This is a genomic window from Nostoc sp. CENA543 (genome assembly GCF_002896875.1).
Classification (GTDB): Bacteria; Cyanobacteriota; Cyanobacteriia; order Cyanobacteriales; family Nostocaceae; genus Trichormus.
The window spans coordinates 2,779,398-2,797,698 of sequence record NZ_CP023278.1; the positions used below are offsets into that span (position 1 = coordinate 2,779,398).

The window sequence follows — 18,301 nt, forward strand, 5'->3', positions numbered from 1 at the left end:
ACATTTGATGATTCTGAAGTTATTAGAGCTAATTTTTTTCGCTCTCAGTTTCAACAACAGATGAGACAAGCAAAATATTCCGAAACTTGCTCAAAAATTTTTACCTGGCATGAAAAAAGTCATCAAAACCTGACTAATAGAACTTTGGCACCCATTCATTCCCCAGTGAGTGCATAAAATTCAATACTCACATCTATATAGCAAGTGTTTTTAACCTGAAAAATACCAGGTAAATCTGGCACAGGTACAGCAGGGAATAAATGTATTATCTTACAATACATTTTGGTTACATAGTTGGGGGTTGAGATAATATACTCATGCAGTCACAACCAGTAGCAGAATCGCTTACACCTCTAATAATTGATGCCAAGCATCAAGAGCTAATTACCAAGATTGCTCGTAAATATACTAGAGGCAGTTCGGTATCGTGGGAAGATGCAGCACAAACTGCTATGATGAAAGTTTACGAAGCTGTGAAAGCTGGGAAGTTTCATCAGGGGGGAGTTGCAGAGTTTCAGCGTTGGGCTACAGTGGTGGCGCGATATGAAATTATTAACTTTGTCAAAAAAGAACGTTTGCGTAACCACCACAGCCTAGATGCAAACATTTTTGGCACAGATTTATCTTGGGTAGAAACAATTCCTGATGAATCTAACTTGTGGGATGCTGTCACCCGTGCAGATTTAATGAGCAGGGCAAAACAAGCCATTATTGATCTAGATTCGCATTATAGCGATCGCGGTTATCTGCAATTATGGCAGCTTATGGTTGCAGGCAAAACCCAAACCCAACAAGCGTCTGCATTGGGAATTAGTCAAGGAGAAGTTTCCAAGCGTTGGAAGGAATTAGTCGGGCGTGTCGCTATAGAATTAGGGTTACTGGAAGCCGAAGCTGTTAAACATACACAACAAAATACTCAACTCAAACATACTCGTAGACGTTCCAAAGCTACATGGTAAGCCTTTTGTTAACTCTTTGAATAAATTTATTATTTGTTGGCATAGAATAATCTGCTCACTTGTTAACACAATTAACGCTCCTTCTATATTGGGCAATGTCAAACTATGCGTAGAGAATGTGAAAAATCTAAATCTGCTAATATGCGAAAACCTTTAGCATCACCGCAACCTGGACAAATCTGGGAATTAAGCCGTCAGATACGATATTATGGGGAATTTTATCCAAATGAGTCACATCAACTCTACTCCAGCCAGGCTCAAAGCTTTTTACAAGGAAAAACTCCACCCCGCTATGTGATGATTGTGACTGAACCAGAAGCAGAGATTGTTTCTGTAATGGTATTATCTGCGGAAACCAATTTTATCTCCAATGTTGATGTACTTATACCCGCAGATATTTCTGGTTCAACACAAGATTTATTAGCTGAAACCTGGCACATACAACCGATGCTTGTGGATAATTTATTGCAGCCAATTGGCAAGCGGTTATCTCGTGATATTTATGACAGCTTACTAAGTTTAGGAGATTATTTTCATGGTTTAGCTAATCAGCAGCCAGAAACTAATTATCTGGAGCAATTGGGGTTAATTTTAGGCGCGAATGAAGCTTTAAAAAGTTCTGAAATATCCCTCTTTCACCAACGAGAAGCAGCTTGGAGTGATATTTTAACAATACCAGTAGCAGTTTACCACACTTATCTTAAAGGTGTAGAACTGACCAGTCAAATTTTGAAAGAGCAATTACAAATAGAGCAAGAGTTAGCAGAATTTGAGTTAAGTCAAAATAATTTACTATCTAAGTTCTTGAATAAAACCCCTACTATTCTTAGTCAGTGGGTACAACATATTTTTGCAACAGAATGGCAGGCTGTTTCTACATTACCAAACTTAGCTCTAGCAACGCGCAGTTCATCAGGTAACTTGCAAAACTTTCCATCAAACCCCGATGAAATTGCATCACTCATTCAGCAATTATCATTTGTGAATGACGAAACACAACGCCAAAGTGCAATTAAGCAGTTAGGAGAAATTGCTGTCGGTAATTCTGAAGCAATTCAAGCTTTGGTAAATCTGTTGCGAAGCACTTCCGATGATGAACTGCTGTGGATAGCTGTAGAAAGTTTACGAAAAATTGACCCAGAAAACCCTGCTGCTGGTGTCAAGAGAATGAAATTGATTGATTTAGGTATGGAGATTGCAAGTAAGACAGTAGCTTTGGCTGTAGCTTTTTTACAAAAAATTGATGGTGATGTTAGTGTACTTTTGCAAGTTTATCCTACAGGTAATGATGATTATTTACCACCAGATTTAAAACTAATATTGCAAGATGATTCTGGAGAAATATGGCGTGAAGTCACCGCTAGACGTGCAGATGTTTGTATCCAACTGAAATTTAGTGGTGAAGTGGGAGAAAGATTTAGTGTACAAATTAGCTTAGGAAATACTAATTTTAGTGAAAACTTTGTGATTTAAAAATTGACAATACCTAATTTCTGGAATGCGTACATGACTGCACCAAGGCGAGTTTGAACGCCAAATTTATGATAAACATTCTCCAAATGTTTCTTAACTGTACGATGACTGATTGCCAACTGTGTTGCAATTTCATGCGTCGTGCAATCCCTCGCTATCCAAAATAGCACTTCTGCTTCCCGCTTCGTTAATCCCAGCATTTCTAAAGATGTGAGTGAAAAACTATGAGGCTGAATCTCTACCAACATTAGGTAAACTCGTTCGAGTGTCGCATGATAATTTAGTGTCACTGTCAATCGACTACCATTATGTTCCAGATAAAGAGGGTGCAAAGGAGAAAAAATTTCGTTTGATTGTATTAGTATAGATAGTTGCTGATTTACCCATCGTTGCAGGATATCAGGTAGTGCATTTGACAGCTTCGATAGTGGACAATATTTAGCTAGTAATTTTGCTGCCTTTTGGGTGATCAATTCTATTTGACCGTCAATAGATAAAGCAATTAACCCTACTTGATCGATAGCCTGATTGGTATCGATAAGTTGCTCTTGTACTTGAGCCAATGTAGCAATGTTCTGGTATGCTTGTTCTAAGTGTGGACGAATTAAATTTAGAATCAAGCGATCGCGCTCATTGAAGTTTCGGCGATCGCGGCAGATTGATAACATTAAGTGATTTTGTCCTTGATGAAACCGATCAGCATTCGCTATATAGGGAATCTCAAAGTGAATCCCCATTTGATCTTCCAAGCCAAAGGACTGAAAAAAAGCATAAAAAGCTTCTCTGCGTTGAAATTCTGACTCACTCAAAAAATCGGAAATTGCCAGTGCTTGTCTATCCAGTGTTTGGAAATAATATTGTGAAACTGGATGAGTCAAAAAATTTTGACGTTGAGATGTAAATGATTCCGCCGCCATACCGACTTCAGGATGGGGGAAGGTATACATCCGGGGTAAGAATGGTGTACCTCGGATGATGAAACTAGTTATTGCGAATGTTTCTGCACCTACTAACTTTGGTAAAGCCGTGAGTATTTGTATAGGCAATCTATCAATACTGCAAGAAGCATAAACCGAGCGCAAAAACAAGATAATTTGCTGCAAATCATTGTCTGACAAAATTTTCACAGTGTTTATCAGTAAAAATTAACTATTTTACAATTCACTACGGCGATCGCCGTATTGTTTTCGTAAAAATATTTTGTCATTCTACTATTCAGTATTCTTCCTAAACATGATCCTACTCACAAATGTTTCCTAACTTTTCTGGCAAAAATCTTCAAGGTTGTGACTTTAGGGGTCAAAATCTGACAGGTGTAGACTTTAGTAACTCTGACATTCGCGGAGCAAATTTTACTAATGCTATTCTGAAAAATGCGAATTTTCAAAATGTCAAAGCTGGATTACCTAAAAAGCAATTCTTGGGATTAGTCTTGGTAACATTATTAATAAATATAATTTTAGGATTAGTGTCAGGATTTGCACCAGTATTTACGGGTTATTTACTTTTTCCATACTCAATTAGTCCAGACAATTTTTTTGCTACTATTGTAGTTTTAAGTATTTTTATAGTTTTTGCTATTACTACTACTTATAAAGGTTTATCACCTGCGTTTTTTGCTGTTGCTTGCGCTGCTATAATCTGTGGTTTTGTATTGGGAATCATGACCGGTGAAATTGTCGGTATTCCCTCTGGAATAGTCGGTGTTACCGTCACTACATTGATTATTTATGTCATGTTAGTAATTATGGTATTTCTAGTGACAGTAACTGAACAAATTGCCGGGATGAATATAGCTATTGTGGCTCTATTTCTCATATTTATAGATAGTATTATTGGAGCTATAACTGGTACGATAATTGGTGTTGAAGTTGCTAAAGTATTGTCAGGAACTAACAGGCTGCCAAACTTAAAAGTGCAAGCAGTTCAAGAAGCTGCGATCGCAGCTACAGTTGGTAGTGTTGCTGTAATATTATTCGTGAGTTATATCAGTTGGCGAGTCCGTGCTGGGGATGAAAAGTTTGTCTGGATAAGAAAACTAGCTATTGCTGTCTCTAGCATCGGTGGAACAAGCTTTCATCAAGCAGACTTAACTGATGCTGATTTTACTTCTGCCAAGCTAAAAAATGTTAACTTTAGCAACGCCAAACTCATTCGTACTAATTTTCATTTAGCGAATTATCTTTCTTTAGCCAGAGTAGATAACACTATTTTAGTCAATCCAATAGTTCAAGATTTAGCTGTTACTAAAAGAGGTACTAATAAATCTTATATCGGCTGTAACCTCAAAGGTATTAATCTAGATTATGCTGACCTGAGTTATGCTGATTTAAGCGAAGTAGATATGAGTAACTCTACTTTAGACTGTGCTAATTTAGAAGGTGCAAATCTGACGAAAACTCAAGCATTAGGTACAAACTTTCACCAAGCGACTTTAACAGCAGCTTGTTTAGAAGCATGGAATATTGACAGTACAACTCAACTTGATGGGGTAATTTGTCAATACGTTTATCTTTTAAATAACCAACAAGAACGTCGTCCCAGTAGTGGAGAATTTGCTGCTGGAGAATTTACTAAACTCTTTCGAGTAGTTATCAATACTGTTGATTTGATTTTTCGTAATGGGTTAGATTTAGAAGCTTTATCTGCGGCTTTGTCGAAAGTAAAAATAGAGAATGAAGGTATTCCTTTAGCTATTAAAAGTATTGAAAATCAGGGTGACGGTGTGGTAATCGTACGCGTAGATGTACCAGAATCGACAGATAAAGCGAAAATCCACGCTTCAGTTACTCACAATTATGAATTAGCTCTCCAGCAGATAGAAGCAAGATATCAAGCCGAATTAAAAAGTAAAGATGAACAAATTAGTCTTTATCGCCAACATCAAGCGGATTTAAAAGAATTAATTCAAATTATAGCTCCCACCGCCAAGAAATCCACCCAGGAAAAGCTAGTAATTTTAAAATTGGGTCAAGGGGATTTAAGTACAGGATTCCCAGTTATAGTACAAATTAGTAGAGAAGGCGATCGCCCATATTTTGAATCTCATGCACAATTACCGTCAGCCTCCGAATTAGTTTTAGCATACTATAAATGGCAAGCTGCATATTTCCATAGCTTACAAGGAAGTTTGCGAATCAAGTTTCCAGAAACACAAGTTACCAATATTAGTCGGCGAGAATTATTTAAAGAATGCGATAAATTAGCAGATAATTTGAAAAAACAAGTAAATTTATGGTTAAACTCAGAACTATTTCGTCCTATTAAAGAGCAACTCCTAGAAAAACTAGATCCGTCAGAATCTATTCGGATACTTCTACAAACAGAAGATAGCCAGTTACGGCGGATACCCTTGCAGATTTGGGATTTTTTTGAACGCTATCCTCATGCTGAAATGGCTCTTTCTTCAACTACTTATGAGAGAAAAGAAAAGTCTATTTCCTCAAAACCCCATGTCAGCATATTAGCGGTATTGGGAGATAGCACTGGTATTAATATTCAACAAGACAAAGTTTTACTTGAACAATTACCTCATGCAGAAATCAAGTTTTTAGTAGAACCACAACGCCTGATGCTCAATGATGAACTTTGGATGCAACCTTGGGATATTTTATTTTTTGCTGGTCACAGCTTTACTCAAGCTGAACGAGAAATTGGTCATTTTCACATCAATGACTCTGATAGTTTAACTATTGCCGAGTTAAAAAATGCTTTGACGAAAGCTATTGAACGAGGTTTACAATTAGCAATTTTTAACTCCTGCGATGGTTTGGGATTAGCTACTAATTTAGCGGATTTACATATTCCGCAAATGATTGTTATGCGCGAACCAGTACCTGACAAAGTAGCACAGGAGTTTTTGAAGAATTTCCTTGCAGAATTTTCTAGTAGTAAACCTTTATATCAATCAGTACGTGAGGCACGTTTGAAACTACAAGGTTTGGAGGATGAGTTTCCTTTTGCAAGTTGGCTGCCTATAATCTGCCAAAACCCAGCAGAAATTCCTTTTAAATGGCATTTTTAAGCAATTATTTTTTAGTTATTTTACTATACTAGTTAGGTCGTTTCTATTGGTAAACAAACCCCAGTTTGACAACCTACCTCCTATCAAGCTTATCCCTGTTGTGTCACTATCGCGGTAGTATAGGGATGTCAAAACCTCAAAACGAAGACACAGAGTACGGTAGAGGCGTTCGTGCAGCGTCACACGACGAAAAAATTTTCCAAGAACCAATTAGCTCAAAATTAGCACTATGATTTTTACTAATTCCCTCCCACTTGATGGATTCTGCTTTTTGCCTTTCATTCTCTCCGACTTGTAATCGGAAGGTCGTCGGTTCAAATCCGACTGCTGGCTTTATTGTACAGTTGTTGTACATTATTCAAGAAACGACATTTAATGTGTGAATGTACAGCTGTACCTCGCTTGAGTTGGCAAGGAGCAAGTACGCACTAAAAGGCTACGTAATTACTAAATAATGAACTATGAAAGCTGACGCAGAAAACTATGAAAGGCTCACTTGTGAAGTAGAAACTACTTTAAAAGTCATTGGCGGACGCTGGAAGGTTTTGATTATTAGAGAACTTTTATCAGGGATGAAAAGGTTCGGTGAGTTGCAGCGTTCTCTACCAGGAATTACACAGAAAATGCTCACTCAACAATTACGAGAATTAGAAGAGGACGGAATAATACATCGAGAAGTATATGCTCAAATCCCCCCAAAGGTAGAGTATTCTTTAACACCTTTAGGATTAAGTTTACAACCAATTCTCTATGCAATGCACGAGTGGGCTGTTAAGCATTTTTATCAAAAGAAGGGAATGGGGAATGAGGAATAGGGCATTGGGAATATTAATTTAATTAGACTTGAGATACTCAATTGCTGCTTCTAGCTTGGAAGGATAACTTTCAGCGAATCTTTCAAACCAAAGTCCTTCAACAGATAGAGGATCTAATTTCGCTAGCCAATCTTGTGCTTGTTTTTTCAAAGCGGCTTTTTGTTGAGCTTTAATTTTTTCTTGTTTGATTCTTTCTTGTTCTAGTTCTTGTTGCTTTTTCAGTTCCTCAGCTTGGGCTTGGGCTTCAATATCAGCTTTAACTTCTTCTAAAATATTATCTATAAAAGAATCTGGTTTATTGGTATCTCCTAAAAGATCATCTAAGAGAGAGTTTGCTGAATTTATAGGCAAATTTATCGGTAAATTCGTAGACGGTATATCTAAATTAGGTTGTGGTGATTGCGTCTGTTGTGATTTTTCACCACTGTATTCCGCTTTAATTTGCTCTAACAATTTATCAATAGAGTCCATAATTATTAGTTATTAGTTGTTAGTCATTAGTCATTAGTCAACAGTCAAGATTTCTTCACGTAAAACCTTAAACCCCTATACCCTTACACCCCTAGACCCCTACACCCTTACTTCTTAGTCAGTAATTGCATTTAATAGCACTTCTGACAGGCTCATATCTTCCATATCTTCCATTGTAATGGTGTCGCAAATATCAAATTTTGCGCCAGCACTTTGTAATTCATCGTCCAAAATTTTGAGGAAGCGAGATGCTTGGGGGTCTTGACCGACTTGAATGAAGGAAATGGCTAATTCTTCATCTCTATCCATCCGTCGGGAAGCTTCAATAATGACCTTCATTACTGCTTTGCGATCATCTGGTTCGCCGTCAGTCACAACTAAAATTGTTTCACCATTGGCTTTGGTTTGACCAGATGCTTTACGTTGAAAATAATCATCTGTGGCGTGTTTTAAAACTCCTGCTAAATCAGTCGTTCCCGCAGGATCATTTTCCATAAATATTTGCGCTACTCTAGCAGCCGTAACGTTTTCATAACGCTTAAACCTGCCAGAAAAGACATATACAGTAATGCCATCTGGGTCAAATTGTTCGCACTTACTGGCTAAAGCTAGAGTAGATTCTTGAGCTGTAACCCACCTATTTCTACCACCCTTTTGATCGGGAGTAGCCATGCTACCACTTTTGTCAATAATGAGAGTGTAATCGCGATTGTCTAGCATAATCTTTATTTCAACTCATAATTAACAACTAATGACTAATGACTAATGACCAAAGACTAATCAGTAATTGCATTCATTAACACATCTGCAAGACTCATCTCTTCTAAATCATCTAAGGTGACAGTATCGCAAATATCGAATTTAGCCCCTACGCCTTGTAATTGGTCATCTAATGCTTTGAGAAATTTTGTAGCTTGGGGGTCTGAACCGACTTGAATCATGGAAATAGCTAATTCTTCATCACGTTCCATTTGGCGTGTAGCACTAATAATAACTTCAAAGACGGCTTTGCGATCGTCTGGTTCGCCATCGGTGATCACTAAGATGGTTTCACCATTAGGTTTAGTTTTACCGGCGGCTTTGCGTTGAAAGTAATTAGTGGTTGCATCCAGAAGGACACCTGCTAAATTGGTTGTTCCGGCTGGGTCATTTTCTTGAAATATTTGGGAGACTTTAGCGGTGGTAACGCCTTCATAGCGTTTAAACCTACCAGAGAAAACATATACAGTGATGCCATCTGGGTCAAACTGTTCGCACTTTCTAGCTAAAGCGATAGTTGATTCTTGGGCAATTTCCCATCTGCTTCTACCACCGGCTTGGTCAGGGGTAGACATACTGCCGCTTTTGTCGATGATTAGTGTGTAGTCGCGATCGCTCATCATAATTTTCCTTCAATTTAGTATCCTGTCGTTATAAGTCTAGTCTAGGTCTCTTACGTACTGACAGGCTTTTTAAGCTTTCGTATTAATTAGAAATTACACATATGTCTTATGGGGTGTGCTAGACGGCTCAAATGCTTTCAAATATCTGCCAGTTGCGTCATTGCTGATTGCAGTGATAGTTTTTGGGGAAATTGCCTAGCGTGTAGATCAGCATATCTACCGCCTTGAGCAAGCAATTTATTATGCGTGCCAGTTTCTTGAATGCGTCCTTGTTCTATGACTACGATTAAGTCTGCATTTTGAATGGTTGAAAGTCGATGAGCAATCACCAAGCAAGTACGATGTTTGAGGAGTTGTTGTAGTGCTTGTTGAATTAATTGTTCTGACTCTGTATCAAGGGCAGAAGTAGCTTCGTCAAGTATAAGGAATTGGGGGTTTTTAATCAAGGCTCTGGCGATCGCTAGTCTTTGTCTTTGTCCTCCCGATAGTTTCATCCCCCGTTCCCCAATTACAGTGTCATACCCTTGGGGTAAGTTGATAATGAATTGATGAGCATGGGCAATTTTGGCTGCTGACTCAATATCTGCATTTGTCACCCCAGGTTTACCATAAGCAATATTGTCTTTAATGCTTCCATGTAAAAGTAAAGTTTCCTGAGATACAATCCCCATCTGACTGCGTAATGATTGTAAAGTGACATCGCGGATATCTATACCATCTATGAGAATTGTGCCTTGTTGGGGGTCATAAAAACGGGCGGCTAAATTGGCTATGGTACTTTTCCCCGCGCCGGAAGCACCAACTAACGCCACAGTCATTCCCGGTTGGATATCTAAATTAAAGTGATGAATCACCTGTTGACCGGAATTATAGGCAAATTCTACACCCTGCCAACGGATGTTACCTTGAATTGGGGGCAGTGCGATCGCATCTGGTTTTTCTTTTACTTCTGGCTGGGTGTCCAACACTTCATAAATCCTCTCTAGTGCTGTTGCACCTTTTTGAATAACGTGCATGACTTTACTAAACCGTTTCGCTGGTTGATTGAGATGATTTAAATAAGCTAAAAACGCTGTTAAATCACCTATTGTCATGTGTCCGCCAATTACCTCCCAAGCACCATAGGCAAGAACGGTAATAAAACCCAAGTTATTCATGAAATCTATCACGGGTGCAAAACCAGACCACAAACGCACCGCCCGAATATTAGCATCCATATTTTGCTGATTATATTCAGAAAATCGGTCGATTTCGTAACCTTCGTTGGCGCAGGCTTTGATTAATTTAATATTAGTTAAAGTCTCTTGTAGATGATTATTAATTTCTGCACCTTGCTTTTGTACTTCTCGGTAAGCTCCCCGCATCTGTTTACCAAAAAACTGTGCGATGTAAACCATTATCGGTAAGGTGATTAATATTAATAAGGTAAGTTGCCAGTCGGCATAAATTAAATAAATAACAATAACTATAAAAGTGAATATTTCGGCAATAATTTCGGCTACATCTGTGGTAATTAGTTTTTCTAAAGCATCCACATCTTTTGTTACCATTGCCATTAATGCCCCTGTACGCTTATTTTCAAAAAAGCTGAGGGATAAAGTTTGGAGATGCTTGTATAACTCATTTCTGATATCAAATAGGGTTTTTTGTCCCACTAGAGACATCATGTAATTACGAGCAAAATTTAAACTCCCAATCAGTAAGGTAATCACTGCAATCCCTAAACCCAACCAGGGGAGTAATTCAATTTTTCTTTGGGGGATAACTACATCTATAACATAGCGGGTAATTTGGGGAATGATGACTTGGAGAAATGAGAGGAAGAAAATTGTACTAGAAGCTAATATGAGTTGAATTTTGTGTTTCCAGACATAAGTAAAAAAGCGTTTGTAGAGTGATATTGCAGATAAATTTACTTGAAATTCTGATGAGTCTTTTTGAGCAATTTGGCGGATGAAGTTGGCTTGCATGGTTTTTTGAAACGCAAAGGTAAGCTGAGGTTTACGCGGATGTACGCTGAGGTTTAGTTTTGTGGTTGCGTCCCCACCAAAGGGTAAAACCAGTGATGGATAATGCAGATGAGATGATACCAATTAATATATATAGTCCCATTGTTGCTAGTCCGCCGTAATTACCTGTATGTATCGCATCCATCCAGGCTTTTAGTTGTTCTACTTTGGGGGTGTTAAAGAAGTTATCAATGCTGATAACTTCGCCAGTATATTGATTGATAAATACAAAACTTTTTCCTTCTGGGGTAATTTCGTGAGGTAAGCGAAAACGTATCCTGACGGCAGCATTTTCATCTTTTGGGGTATGTAAAATTGTTGGCTGTCCTTGAGGAAGTGCGTTTTTAGCAGTTTGTAAAAACTGGTCTAGGGTTAATTGTGAGTGATTATTTGATATGATAGAAATAGGCGGTGTAATTTTTGTTTGTCCTGTCATCCAATAAGCTAAACTTTTGATGGGTTTATCAAATACCATCACACTACCGCTAACAGCAATTAAGACGAGAAAGACTGCTGATAATACTCCGGCTACTTTGTGGATGTCATATTGTAGTATGCGCCATTTTGCTTGCCAACGAATTTTAAATCCAATAGAGAATTTTTTCCAACCATTCCACACAATTAAACCAGTCACAGTTAATATCAATAACGATACACCGCATACACCAACGATAACAGCACCCACTTTACCTGCTAGTAAATGAGTGTGTAATTGACTGACAATTTTGATCATGGGTGTATCACGGGGATATATTCCTAGTAATTCTCCTGTATAAGTGTTGATATAAATATCTGATTTGATTTTGTTGGGATATTTAATCAACACATGGAATGGCTGATTAACAGTTTGAGGAATGGTAATAGATTCTAGTTTAGTGGTGGGATATTGTTGATGAATAATTGCAGCTACCTGTTGTAGTGTAATTTTCTCTTTTTGGGGTACAACTTGGTGAGTTTGCAGGTGTAGTATAGGGTTAATTTCTTTATCAAAAACTAGAATGCTACCTGTCACACAGATAACAATCATCAACACACCGACAATAATACCAATAATTCGATGAATAGCAACCATAGGGCGTTGCATTAACTATACCTCCTGTTGGATTTGATGGTTAGCTGCAATTGTTGGACGTAATACTCGTAATAATGCCGGATAAGCTTCTCTGGCTTTGTTGTAAACTTTTACAATGTTCCCCAAGGGTTTAGAAAGGAGATTTAAATTACCCCAGAACAAAACTAAATCTCCAGCTTGAATTTCTTTCGGTACTACACCTATATGAAAAGCTGAAGAAAGTAAAACTAATACTAAAAGTCCAAACCAAGTTAATAAATCCATTAAGATTTCTGTTCCCGATTTGAACATTTCTAAGTGGATAGTATGGCGAAAAAATGACTCTTGATGCTCAATTAACTCTAATTTTTTCGCTTCGGTAGTAGACGCAGCAATATTTTCTTGAGCCGTGAGCATTTTCAGACTAGCTTTTTGAATAAATTGACCAAAAATAAATCCTATTAAAATCGGTGGAATCACAGCAATTAATAAAGCTGGTAGCCATGCTGGTGCTAAGGTAAGTTGCCAAATAACTACTGATATAGTCTGAGAAATAATTTTCCAAGAGTCTTTATGAATAATATCTAGTCCAGGTTTAGCACGGTTGCAATGATAGAGAATATGAGAAATATCTTCAGCATCTCGTTCTTTTTCTCGTCTTTGTAAATAGGTGCGCTGTAAACAAATAATCAATCGAGTTTCAAAAATTTTATCGATGATTTTGTCACCTAATTTAATTAAACCTAATCCCAGTAATAAACCACCAAACACCACAATATAATTCACCAGAGATGAATTAATTTCTATATCACCCTTTTTAAAATCGTCTACAACCTTTTTACCCATCCAAGCTAAACTAGGTTCTAAAGCTGCAACTACAATAGTAGATATAATTGCGGCTGCTAACCACTGGGGATAAGTCAGCAACACACGCAACATATCTACAAATAAAGACCAAGCCGGATTTAATTTGACTGATTTATTCATATTCATGTAAACATAATTTTGTAGTCAGCACTTTAGTGCTTAGAATATCAGGACTAAAGTCCTTACTACGAGTCTAATTTTGGGAATGTGGTAATACTTTTCCATCAATATCCAGAGAAATTACTTCTACTACTTCACCATGATTCGTTCGTCTACCAACTCCATCTGCTTTAATGCGACTACCGATTTTAGCCACTTGATCTAATTGTTTAGCTAAGGGTTTAACTAAATGAACTTGTGTCCCAGATGTTAAAATTGCACCCCGCAGTTTACCATCATCATCAACTAACCAATGCTGCACCGTATCATTAATTTTGATTAAAGTTAAACTATTTTCATCTACTTTATGCTTACGTTTTGGCTTACCTTTTTTTGTTACCACTGCTTTAGTTTCAGTATTAGTAATTACATTTCCTTCTATCTCTTGTCCATAAACGCTAGGAGTACCTAATTTACCTACAACTTCTACTGTATCCCCTGGTTTAATAGCAGCTAATATTTGCTCATGGAGATGGGGAGGTAATGTAATTTGTTTAGCATTATGGAGTAAAATTCCATTTACTAAACCTTCTTTATTCAACAGATAACGTTCCACATTTCCAGTATGTTTTTTCTCTTTTTCTCCAGGAAGAATCCCCACAGGAGAATCAGAATTAGTTTTACTAGTAAAGATTTGGTGATATCCCCATGCACCTACTATTAAAGTTACAGATGTGACAGCACATCCTAGCAAGGCTAGTTTTAATTTAGGATATTTTTTAGTAAACTTTAGTTGCCATTTTTTTTGTTTTTTAGCTTGAACTAAGTCTAGAGCTTGCTGAATAAATTCAGCCGGAATCTTAGCTTCTTCTCCAATTAATATTAATTCTTCTAGAGAATATTCTTGCTGTTTTTGGGCATATAATTCAGCAGCTAATTGAAAAACTTCTGGGGCTAATTCTCGATTAATACGTTGTTCTGGATTGTTCATGATTATTAATTCATAAATTTTAGTTTGTAGTAAGGACTTTAGTTCTGATTTTATAAGCACTAAAGTCCTTACTACGAACTTAATCAATGCAGCAATTTAAAATTGCCATGACAAACTAATCCCATACAATCTTTCTGCTGTTTCCCTCTCTATACGTGAATTTTCAAATACGCCTGTAGAACTGAACACAGTCCTGTCTTTACTTCTTTCAGCCGCTAATAAGTTTTTACCAAATAAACTCAGTTGCACATTATCAGCTAACCGAAAAGCCATGTAAGCATCTAAACTGTTTTCTCCAGCTTGTTTAGTTACCTCCGTTTTTCCATCTTTAAGTTCTCTATTTTCAAACCCAGGAAGAATGTTATAAGTTAAACCGAAATTCATTCCCCATTCTGGAATTACATAATCAAAACCTAAGTTAGCGACGTATGCAGGTTGTTCTTTAAAACGGCGAATTTCTCTAGTTCTTTGGTCTTCTACTTCTGAACCAAGGAAAGAAACGTTACCAAATAAAGTTAAGTTTGGTAAGCCGAGAAAAGGTGTGCGGGTTTGTACATCGAGTCTCAAACCATAAACTTTGCCATCGCCTACGTTTCTTGGTGATTGTTCAAAGCGATTGTTTTCAGGGTTGAAATTGACTTCATTTTCAATTTTGTCATCTACCCACCGATAAAAAGCATTTAATCCAAATGCACCAGTATTATTTCCCCAAGATTGTTCAATTCCTGTTTCTAAACCTAGGGAAGTTTCTGGTTTGAGTAGAGGATTTCCAATCACATCTGGTTGGAGTAAAGTTCCATTTTTGGTGTCGCGGAAGGGAATGAAATCATCAAATTTAGGACGGCGAATTGTCCTAGCTGCGCTGAGGCGAAAAACTGTTGTGGGAAACACTCGATATTTGTAATGCAATGACGGGTTAAATGTTGTTCCCGATTGTTCAATTGTGCTACTATCGCCGGCGGTAGCTTTGTTGTCTACCATCTCCATTCGTAACCCGGCGGTGAGGGTATGCTTTTCACCTAGGCGAATTTCATCTTGAATGAAAACATTGAGTTGATTTTCTTCAATGGTGTAGATGTCTTTGGGTGCAGTTCTCTCTACAGCAGGGGTGAGTGTGGGGACTGTTTGCTGTTCGGTGGTGATTTTCTTTTTCTCGCGATCGCGCAAACTCCCCTCGAACCCAACTATAATTTTGTGGTTCTCCCACGGCTGAAAGTTAAAGGTTAATGTCCCTAGTAATTCTTCGTCTGTTTTCGTCTCTGATTCCCGCTTAATCGTACCTGTATTTCTCCTCTGGTTTAAAGGACTACCAGCAGCATTGCGAAAAGTATTGGTGATACCCTCGGTAATTTCTACCTTGTCTTTGGTTTCATCGGTACTTTGAAACAACAAGCCCAATTTCATGTCCGCAGTCGCACTGAGTTGACGTTCCCAACTACCACCTAAACGCCAACCTGTAATTGTCTTATCTTCGTCAATTTTGACGGTTTGCTCTTGCAGTTCTTGCAGTCTACCACTAGGAGCAAAGAACCTTTGATTATTGACGTTGCGAGTTGCGTCTTTCTCTTCCTCGGTTTGCAAAAATAGAGGATCAAAAGTCAAGGTATCTCTTGATGAAACCCGCCAGACAAAACGGGGTGCGATGCTAATATCAAGCTGACTCTTGTCCTCATTTTCCCGTTCTGTTTGAGTGGGGCGATTCTGAATATCTAAGGTTTGCTTAAATTTATCCTTGGGTGCTTCCCGTTGCTGAACTCCCGCACTGATTAAATAACTAAAATCTCCCTGTTTATCACCATAAAGTAAGCTGACACCACCAAATGGCCCTACTGTTTCTGAGGTTGTCCCCGTAATGGTGAGGTCAGAAATCCGGCTATCTGGTGCTTTCTTGAGGATAATATTGATAGTCCCCGCTACACCTTGGGAATTTTGGGTGGCGGTAGGGTTACTAATAATTTCTATTCTTTCAACAAGACTGACAGGAATCCTGTCTACTTTAAACTCTCGGTTTTCACCACCATCGGGGAAACGCTGACCGTTAATTAAAATTTGGGTGTATTCTTTGGGTAAACCCAATAGTCGCACATCTTTATCTTCCCCTGGGGGGCCTCCTAACACTACACCAGGTTGACGACGCAGCACCTCACCCACAGTTCTGTAATTAAACCGTTGAATTTCTTTCTGATCGAGAATAATTACTCCTGTGGGAGATTGTTGACGTTCTTCGATAAAGTTCACCAGTGGTGTACCAATTACATCTAGTTCAATATCTGCATCTTGGTTGGCTTCTGGTGTCTCTGGTGTATCCTCCGTGTCTTGAGTTAATAACTGGGCGTTAGTGGGAGGAAGTTGTATATCCTTGAGGTGGGGAATCTGATCGTTAATTTGAGGCTGAGTCGCTTTAGGTGTGACTTTTTCTGTCTCAACGGCTGAAACGGGAGGAACAGCAACGGCTACCGACATACAAAAAATTATCAACAATTCTCTGTTGAAAAAAATCAGATTGCTTTGCATACTAGAAGATGAAATCAATAAATTTTCGGGCAAGTTGACAGCTTGCCTTTTTTTCTGACTTGAATTTGTCAGAAAACCAATAATATTTCTCAATTAATCTTGAGAAAAATCCCGATTTATAGCTATTAATGACAGTTAAACAGCACAAAATGACTAGCTATAAATCTAGTAATTTGTGATGCTAATTGACGTATTCAATAGCAGTTAATTGAGAGTTATTGGCGATAAATTTATCATGATTAACCTCTAGAATGCAACTGTTTATGTCTTGATGTATTAATGCTTCAAAAAGATTTCTCAATACATAGACACAAAGCAGAAAATATTGAGTTTTAATTCACAAAAAATCAAGCATTAGGAACTGTTTTTAGTTGTGTAGGTTGGCGAAGACTGCGGAAGTATAAGCTACCAACTATCAACCAAAACAGCAGATAAGCGATCGCCTGTACAAGATATAGTTTTTGGGTATAGCCAAATAAGGTTTTGAACAAAATCCCTGGAAACTGTCTATCAGGTAAGATTCCTGATAAATCCCAAATTTGAAAGCCGAGAAGACAAGATGTATTATCTAGTCCGCAAGTATAAGAGATAGTGGGATTGATGTGGTTAAATGCAACAGCAGCAGCATCCAGATGTCGCAAAGCCGAAATTACTAACCCAGAGACAATTAATAGCAGTAAGACACCCATTGCTTGGAAAAATTGCTGCAAATTAATCTTGATGCTCCATTTAAATAGCAGCATACCAATTAACACTGCCATACCTAGTCCGGCGATCGCACCCAATACAGGTGTCAACCCATCTTGAAACTTAGCAACGATAAACACAGCCGTTTCCAAGCCTTCCCGAAAGACAGCGATAAAAATCAGGCTAAAAATTCCCCAAGCGGCGTGGTGATCTTGAACTAAAGCATTTTTAACAGCATCGGTGATTTCTGCTTTGAGGAATTTGGCTTGTTTAGTCATCCAAATTAACATCCAACTGAGCATAGCGATCGCAATTACACCCAATCCCATCTCAAATAATTGCTTGAACACAGGTGCATAGATATACTCAGATGTCTGCAATCCTTGGATACCTAAATTGAGTAATAAACCAACCGCAAAACTAGCTATGGCGGCGGTAACAATGCCTAAATATACCCAACGGTGCAGTTTTTGTTGTTCAGCTTGCTGTAGACAGGCCAAAACAATACCCACAACTAAAGCAGCTTCTACACCTTCTCTAAAAGTAATCAAAAAAGTTGGTAATGCAGCACTCCAATTCATAGTAATTCCTATGGATTACATTACTTCTGTAGGAGAACCTGCGGGTTGATTGATCTTTGCAGGCTCTTCGTTAGTGCTGGTAGCTGATGGTTCTGGTTGGGGATGTGATTTTTTAGCTTGATGTTTGTGTGCGTCTTCAGTCTTAGCTGCAATCTCGTCTTTCTTGGCGTGGTGTTTGGACTTTTTCGACTTATGTTTATGTTCTTTGGCTTGATGTTCTGAAGGTTTCGCCAAAGCTGCTGCGGGAAAAAGTAGTGTAGCAGTTGTTGTTGCGATCGCTATTACTTGTCCTAAAAAAACTCTCCGGTACATAGCTTGATAACCCTAATAGCTCTACATACCAAGAGTTTGGCAGATAAACATAACAGAAAAATAACA

15 protein-coding genes are annotated in these 18,301 nt (G+C 38.1%); 4 read left to right on the forward strand and 11 right to left on the reverse strand.

Annotation, left to right across the window (positions count from 1 at the left end; translation table 11 throughout):
• Window positions 1–317: 317 nt before the first annotated feature.
• A complete protein-coding gene (locus tag CLI64_RS11540; RefSeq protein WP_103137363.1) occupies window positions 318–959 on the forward strand; it encodes a sigma-70 family RNA polymerase sigma factor in 642 nt (213 codons plus the stop codon).
• Window positions 960–1,100: 141 nt separating this feature from the next.
• Entirely contained in the window at window positions 1,101–2,432 is a 1,332-nt protein-coding gene (locus CLI64_RS11545; RefSeq protein ID WP_225977566.1) for a DUF1822 family protein, read from the forward strand.
• Here CLI64_RS11545 and CLI64_RS11550 read toward each other — a convergent pair.
• Entirely contained in the window at window positions 2,429–3,559 is a 1,131-nt protein-coding gene (locus CLI64_RS11550) for a helix-turn-helix transcriptional regulator (protein WP_225977567.1), read from the reverse strand. The two genes, CLI64_RS11545 and CLI64_RS11550, sit on opposite strands and share 4 nt — an antisense overlap.
• A gap of 122 nt (window positions 3,560–3,681) precedes the next feature.
• On the opposite strand from CLI64_RS11550, the gene CLI64_RS11555 reads away from it, so the two are divergent.
• Together CLI64_RS11555 and CLI64_RS11560 are read left to right on the forward strand one after the other, a co-directional pair.
• Window positions 3,682–6,456, forward strand: coding sequence for a pentapeptide repeat-containing protein (locus CLI64_RS11555; protein ID WP_103137365.1), 2,775 nt, complete (start codon window positions 3,682–3,684; stop codon window positions 6,454–6,456).
• Window positions 6,457–6,917: 461 nt separating this feature from the next.
• Window positions 6,918–7,271 carry a helix-turn-helix domain-containing protein gene (locus CLI64_RS11560; protein WP_103137366.1) on the forward strand — a complete coding sequence of 118 codons (354 nt, stop codon included), beginning with the start codon at window positions 6,918–6,920 and terminating at the stop codon, window positions 7,269–7,271.
• Window positions 7,272–7,289: 18 nt separating this feature from the next.
• On the opposite strand, the gene CLI64_RS11565 is transcribed toward CLI64_RS11560, so the two are convergent.
• The 10 genes from CLI64_RS11565 to CLI64_RS11610 all read right to left on the reverse strand — a co-directional run bounded on the left by CLI64_RS11565 (window position 7,290) and on the right by CLI64_RS11610 (window position 18,235).
• On the reverse strand, window positions 7,290–7,742 hold the full coding sequence (locus CLI64_RS11565) for a salt stress protein, Slr1339 family (protein WP_103137367.1): 453 nt from the start codon (window positions 7,740–7,742) through the stop codon (window positions 7,290–7,292).
• Window positions 7,743–7,856: 114 nt separating this feature from the next.
• Window positions 7,857–8,462: a VWA domain-containing protein gene (locus CLI64_RS11570; RefSeq protein WP_103137368.1), complete on the reverse strand. Its 606-nt coding sequence runs from the start codon at window positions 8,460–8,462 to the stop codon at window positions 7,857–7,859.
• A gap of 56 nt (window positions 8,463–8,518) precedes the next feature.
• Window positions 8,519–9,124: a VWA domain-containing protein gene (locus tag CLI64_RS11575; RefSeq protein ID WP_103137369.1), complete on the reverse strand. Its 606-nt coding sequence runs from the start codon at window positions 9,122–9,124 to the stop codon at window positions 8,519–8,521.
• A 137-nt stretch (window positions 9,125–9,261) separates the two neighbouring features.
• Window positions 9,262–11,094 carry an ABC transporter ATP-binding protein gene (locus CLI64_RS11580; RefSeq protein ID WP_103137370.1) on the reverse strand — a complete coding sequence of 611 codons (1,833 nt, stop codon included), beginning with the start codon at window positions 11,092–11,094 and terminating at the stop codon, window positions 9,262–9,264.
• Between the two features lie 31 nt (window positions 11,095–11,125).
• Window positions 11,126–12,217, reverse strand: a complete 1,092-nt coding sequence (locus tag CLI64_RS11585; protein ID WP_103137371.1) for a PepSY domain-containing protein — start codon at window positions 12,215–12,217, stop codon at window positions 11,126–11,128.
• Between the two features lie 3 nt (window positions 12,218–12,220).
• A complete protein-coding gene (locus CLI64_RS11590; RefSeq protein ID WP_103137372.1) occupies window positions 12,221–13,171 on the reverse strand; it encodes an ABC transporter ATP-binding protein in 951 nt (316 codons plus the stop codon).
• 73 nt (window positions 13,172–13,244) lie between these two features.
• On the reverse strand, window positions 13,245–14,141 hold the full coding sequence (locus CLI64_RS11595) for a hypothetical protein (protein WP_103137373.1): 897 nt from the start codon (window positions 14,139–14,141) through the stop codon (window positions 13,245–13,247).
• Between the two features lie 96 nt (window positions 14,142–14,237).
• The gene (locus CLI64_RS11600; RefSeq protein ID WP_192881708.1) at window positions 14,238–16,604 is read right to left on the reverse strand and encodes a TonB-dependent siderophore receptor; all 2,367 of its coding nucleotides are present in this window, start codon (window positions 16,602–16,604) and stop codon (window positions 14,238–14,240) included.
• Window positions 16,605–17,002: 398 nt separating this feature from the next.
• The gene (locus tag CLI64_RS11605) at window positions 17,003–17,923 is read right to left on the reverse strand and encodes an FTR1 family protein (protein ID WP_103137375.1); all 921 of its coding nucleotides are present in this window, start codon (window positions 17,921–17,923) and stop codon (window positions 17,003–17,005) included.
• Between the two features lie 15 nt (window positions 17,924–17,938).
• On the reverse strand, window positions 17,939–18,235 hold the full coding sequence (locus CLI64_RS11610) for a hypothetical protein (RefSeq protein WP_103137376.1): 297 nt from the start codon (window positions 18,233–18,235) through the stop codon (window positions 17,939–17,941).
• Between the last annotated feature and the right edge of the window lie 66 nt (window positions 18,236–18,301).

Excerpts from the sequence above, each read along its gene's own strand:
- CLI64_RS11540 (WP_103137363.1), top strand. The coding sequence starts at position 318 with ATGCAGTCACAACCAGTAGCAGAATCGCTTACACCTCTAATAATTGAT.
- CLI64_RS11545 (WP_225977566.1), top strand. The coding sequence starts at position 1,101 with ATGCGAAAACCTTTAGCATCACCGCAACCTGGACAAATCTGGGAATTA.
- CLI64_RS11555 (WP_103137365.1), top strand. The coding sequence starts at position 3,682 with ATGTTTCCTAACTTTTCTGGCAAAAATCTTCAAGGTTGTGACTTTAGG.
- CLI64_RS11560 (WP_103137366.1), top strand. The coding sequence starts at position 6,918 with ATGAAAGCTGACGCAGAAAACTATGAAAGGCTCACTTGTGAAGTAGAA.
- CLI64_RS11565 (WP_103137367.1), bottom strand. The coding sequence starts at position 7,742 with ATGGACTCTATTGATAAATTGTTAGAGCAAATTAAAGCGGAATACAGT.
- CLI64_RS11570 (WP_103137368.1), bottom strand. The coding sequence starts at position 8,462 with ATGCTAGACAATCGCGATTACACTCTCATTATTGACAAAAGTGGTAGC.
- CLI64_RS11575 (WP_103137369.1), bottom strand. The coding sequence starts at position 9,124 with ATGATGAGCGATCGCGACTACACACTAATCATCGACAAAAGCGGCAGT.
- CLI64_RS11580 (WP_103137370.1), bottom strand. The coding sequence starts at position 11,094 with ATGCAAGCCAACTTCATCCGCCAAATTGCTCAAAAAGACTCATCAGAA.
- CLI64_RS11585 (WP_103137371.1), bottom strand. The coding sequence starts at position 12,217 with ATGCAACGCCCTATGGTTGCTATTCATCGAATTATTGGTATTATTGTC.
- CLI64_RS11590 (WP_103137372.1), bottom strand. The coding sequence starts at position 13,171 with ATGAATAAATCAGTCAAATTAAATCCGGCTTGGTCTTTATTTGTAGAT.
- CLI64_RS11595 (WP_103137373.1), bottom strand. The coding sequence starts at position 14,141 with ATGAACAATCCAGAACAACGTATTAATCGAGAATTAGCCCCAGAAGTT.
- CLI64_RS11600 (WP_192881708.1), bottom strand. The coding sequence starts at position 16,604 with ATGTCGGTAGCCGTTGCTGTTCCTCCCGTTTCAGCCGTTGAGACAGAA.
- CLI64_RS11605 (WP_103137375.1), bottom strand. The coding sequence starts at position 17,923 with ATGAATTGGAGTGCTGCATTACCAACTTTTTTGATTACTTTTAGAGAA.
- CLI64_RS11610 (WP_103137376.1), bottom strand. The coding sequence starts at position 18,235 with ATGTACCGGAGAGTTTTTTTAGGACAAGTAATAGCGATCGCAACAACA.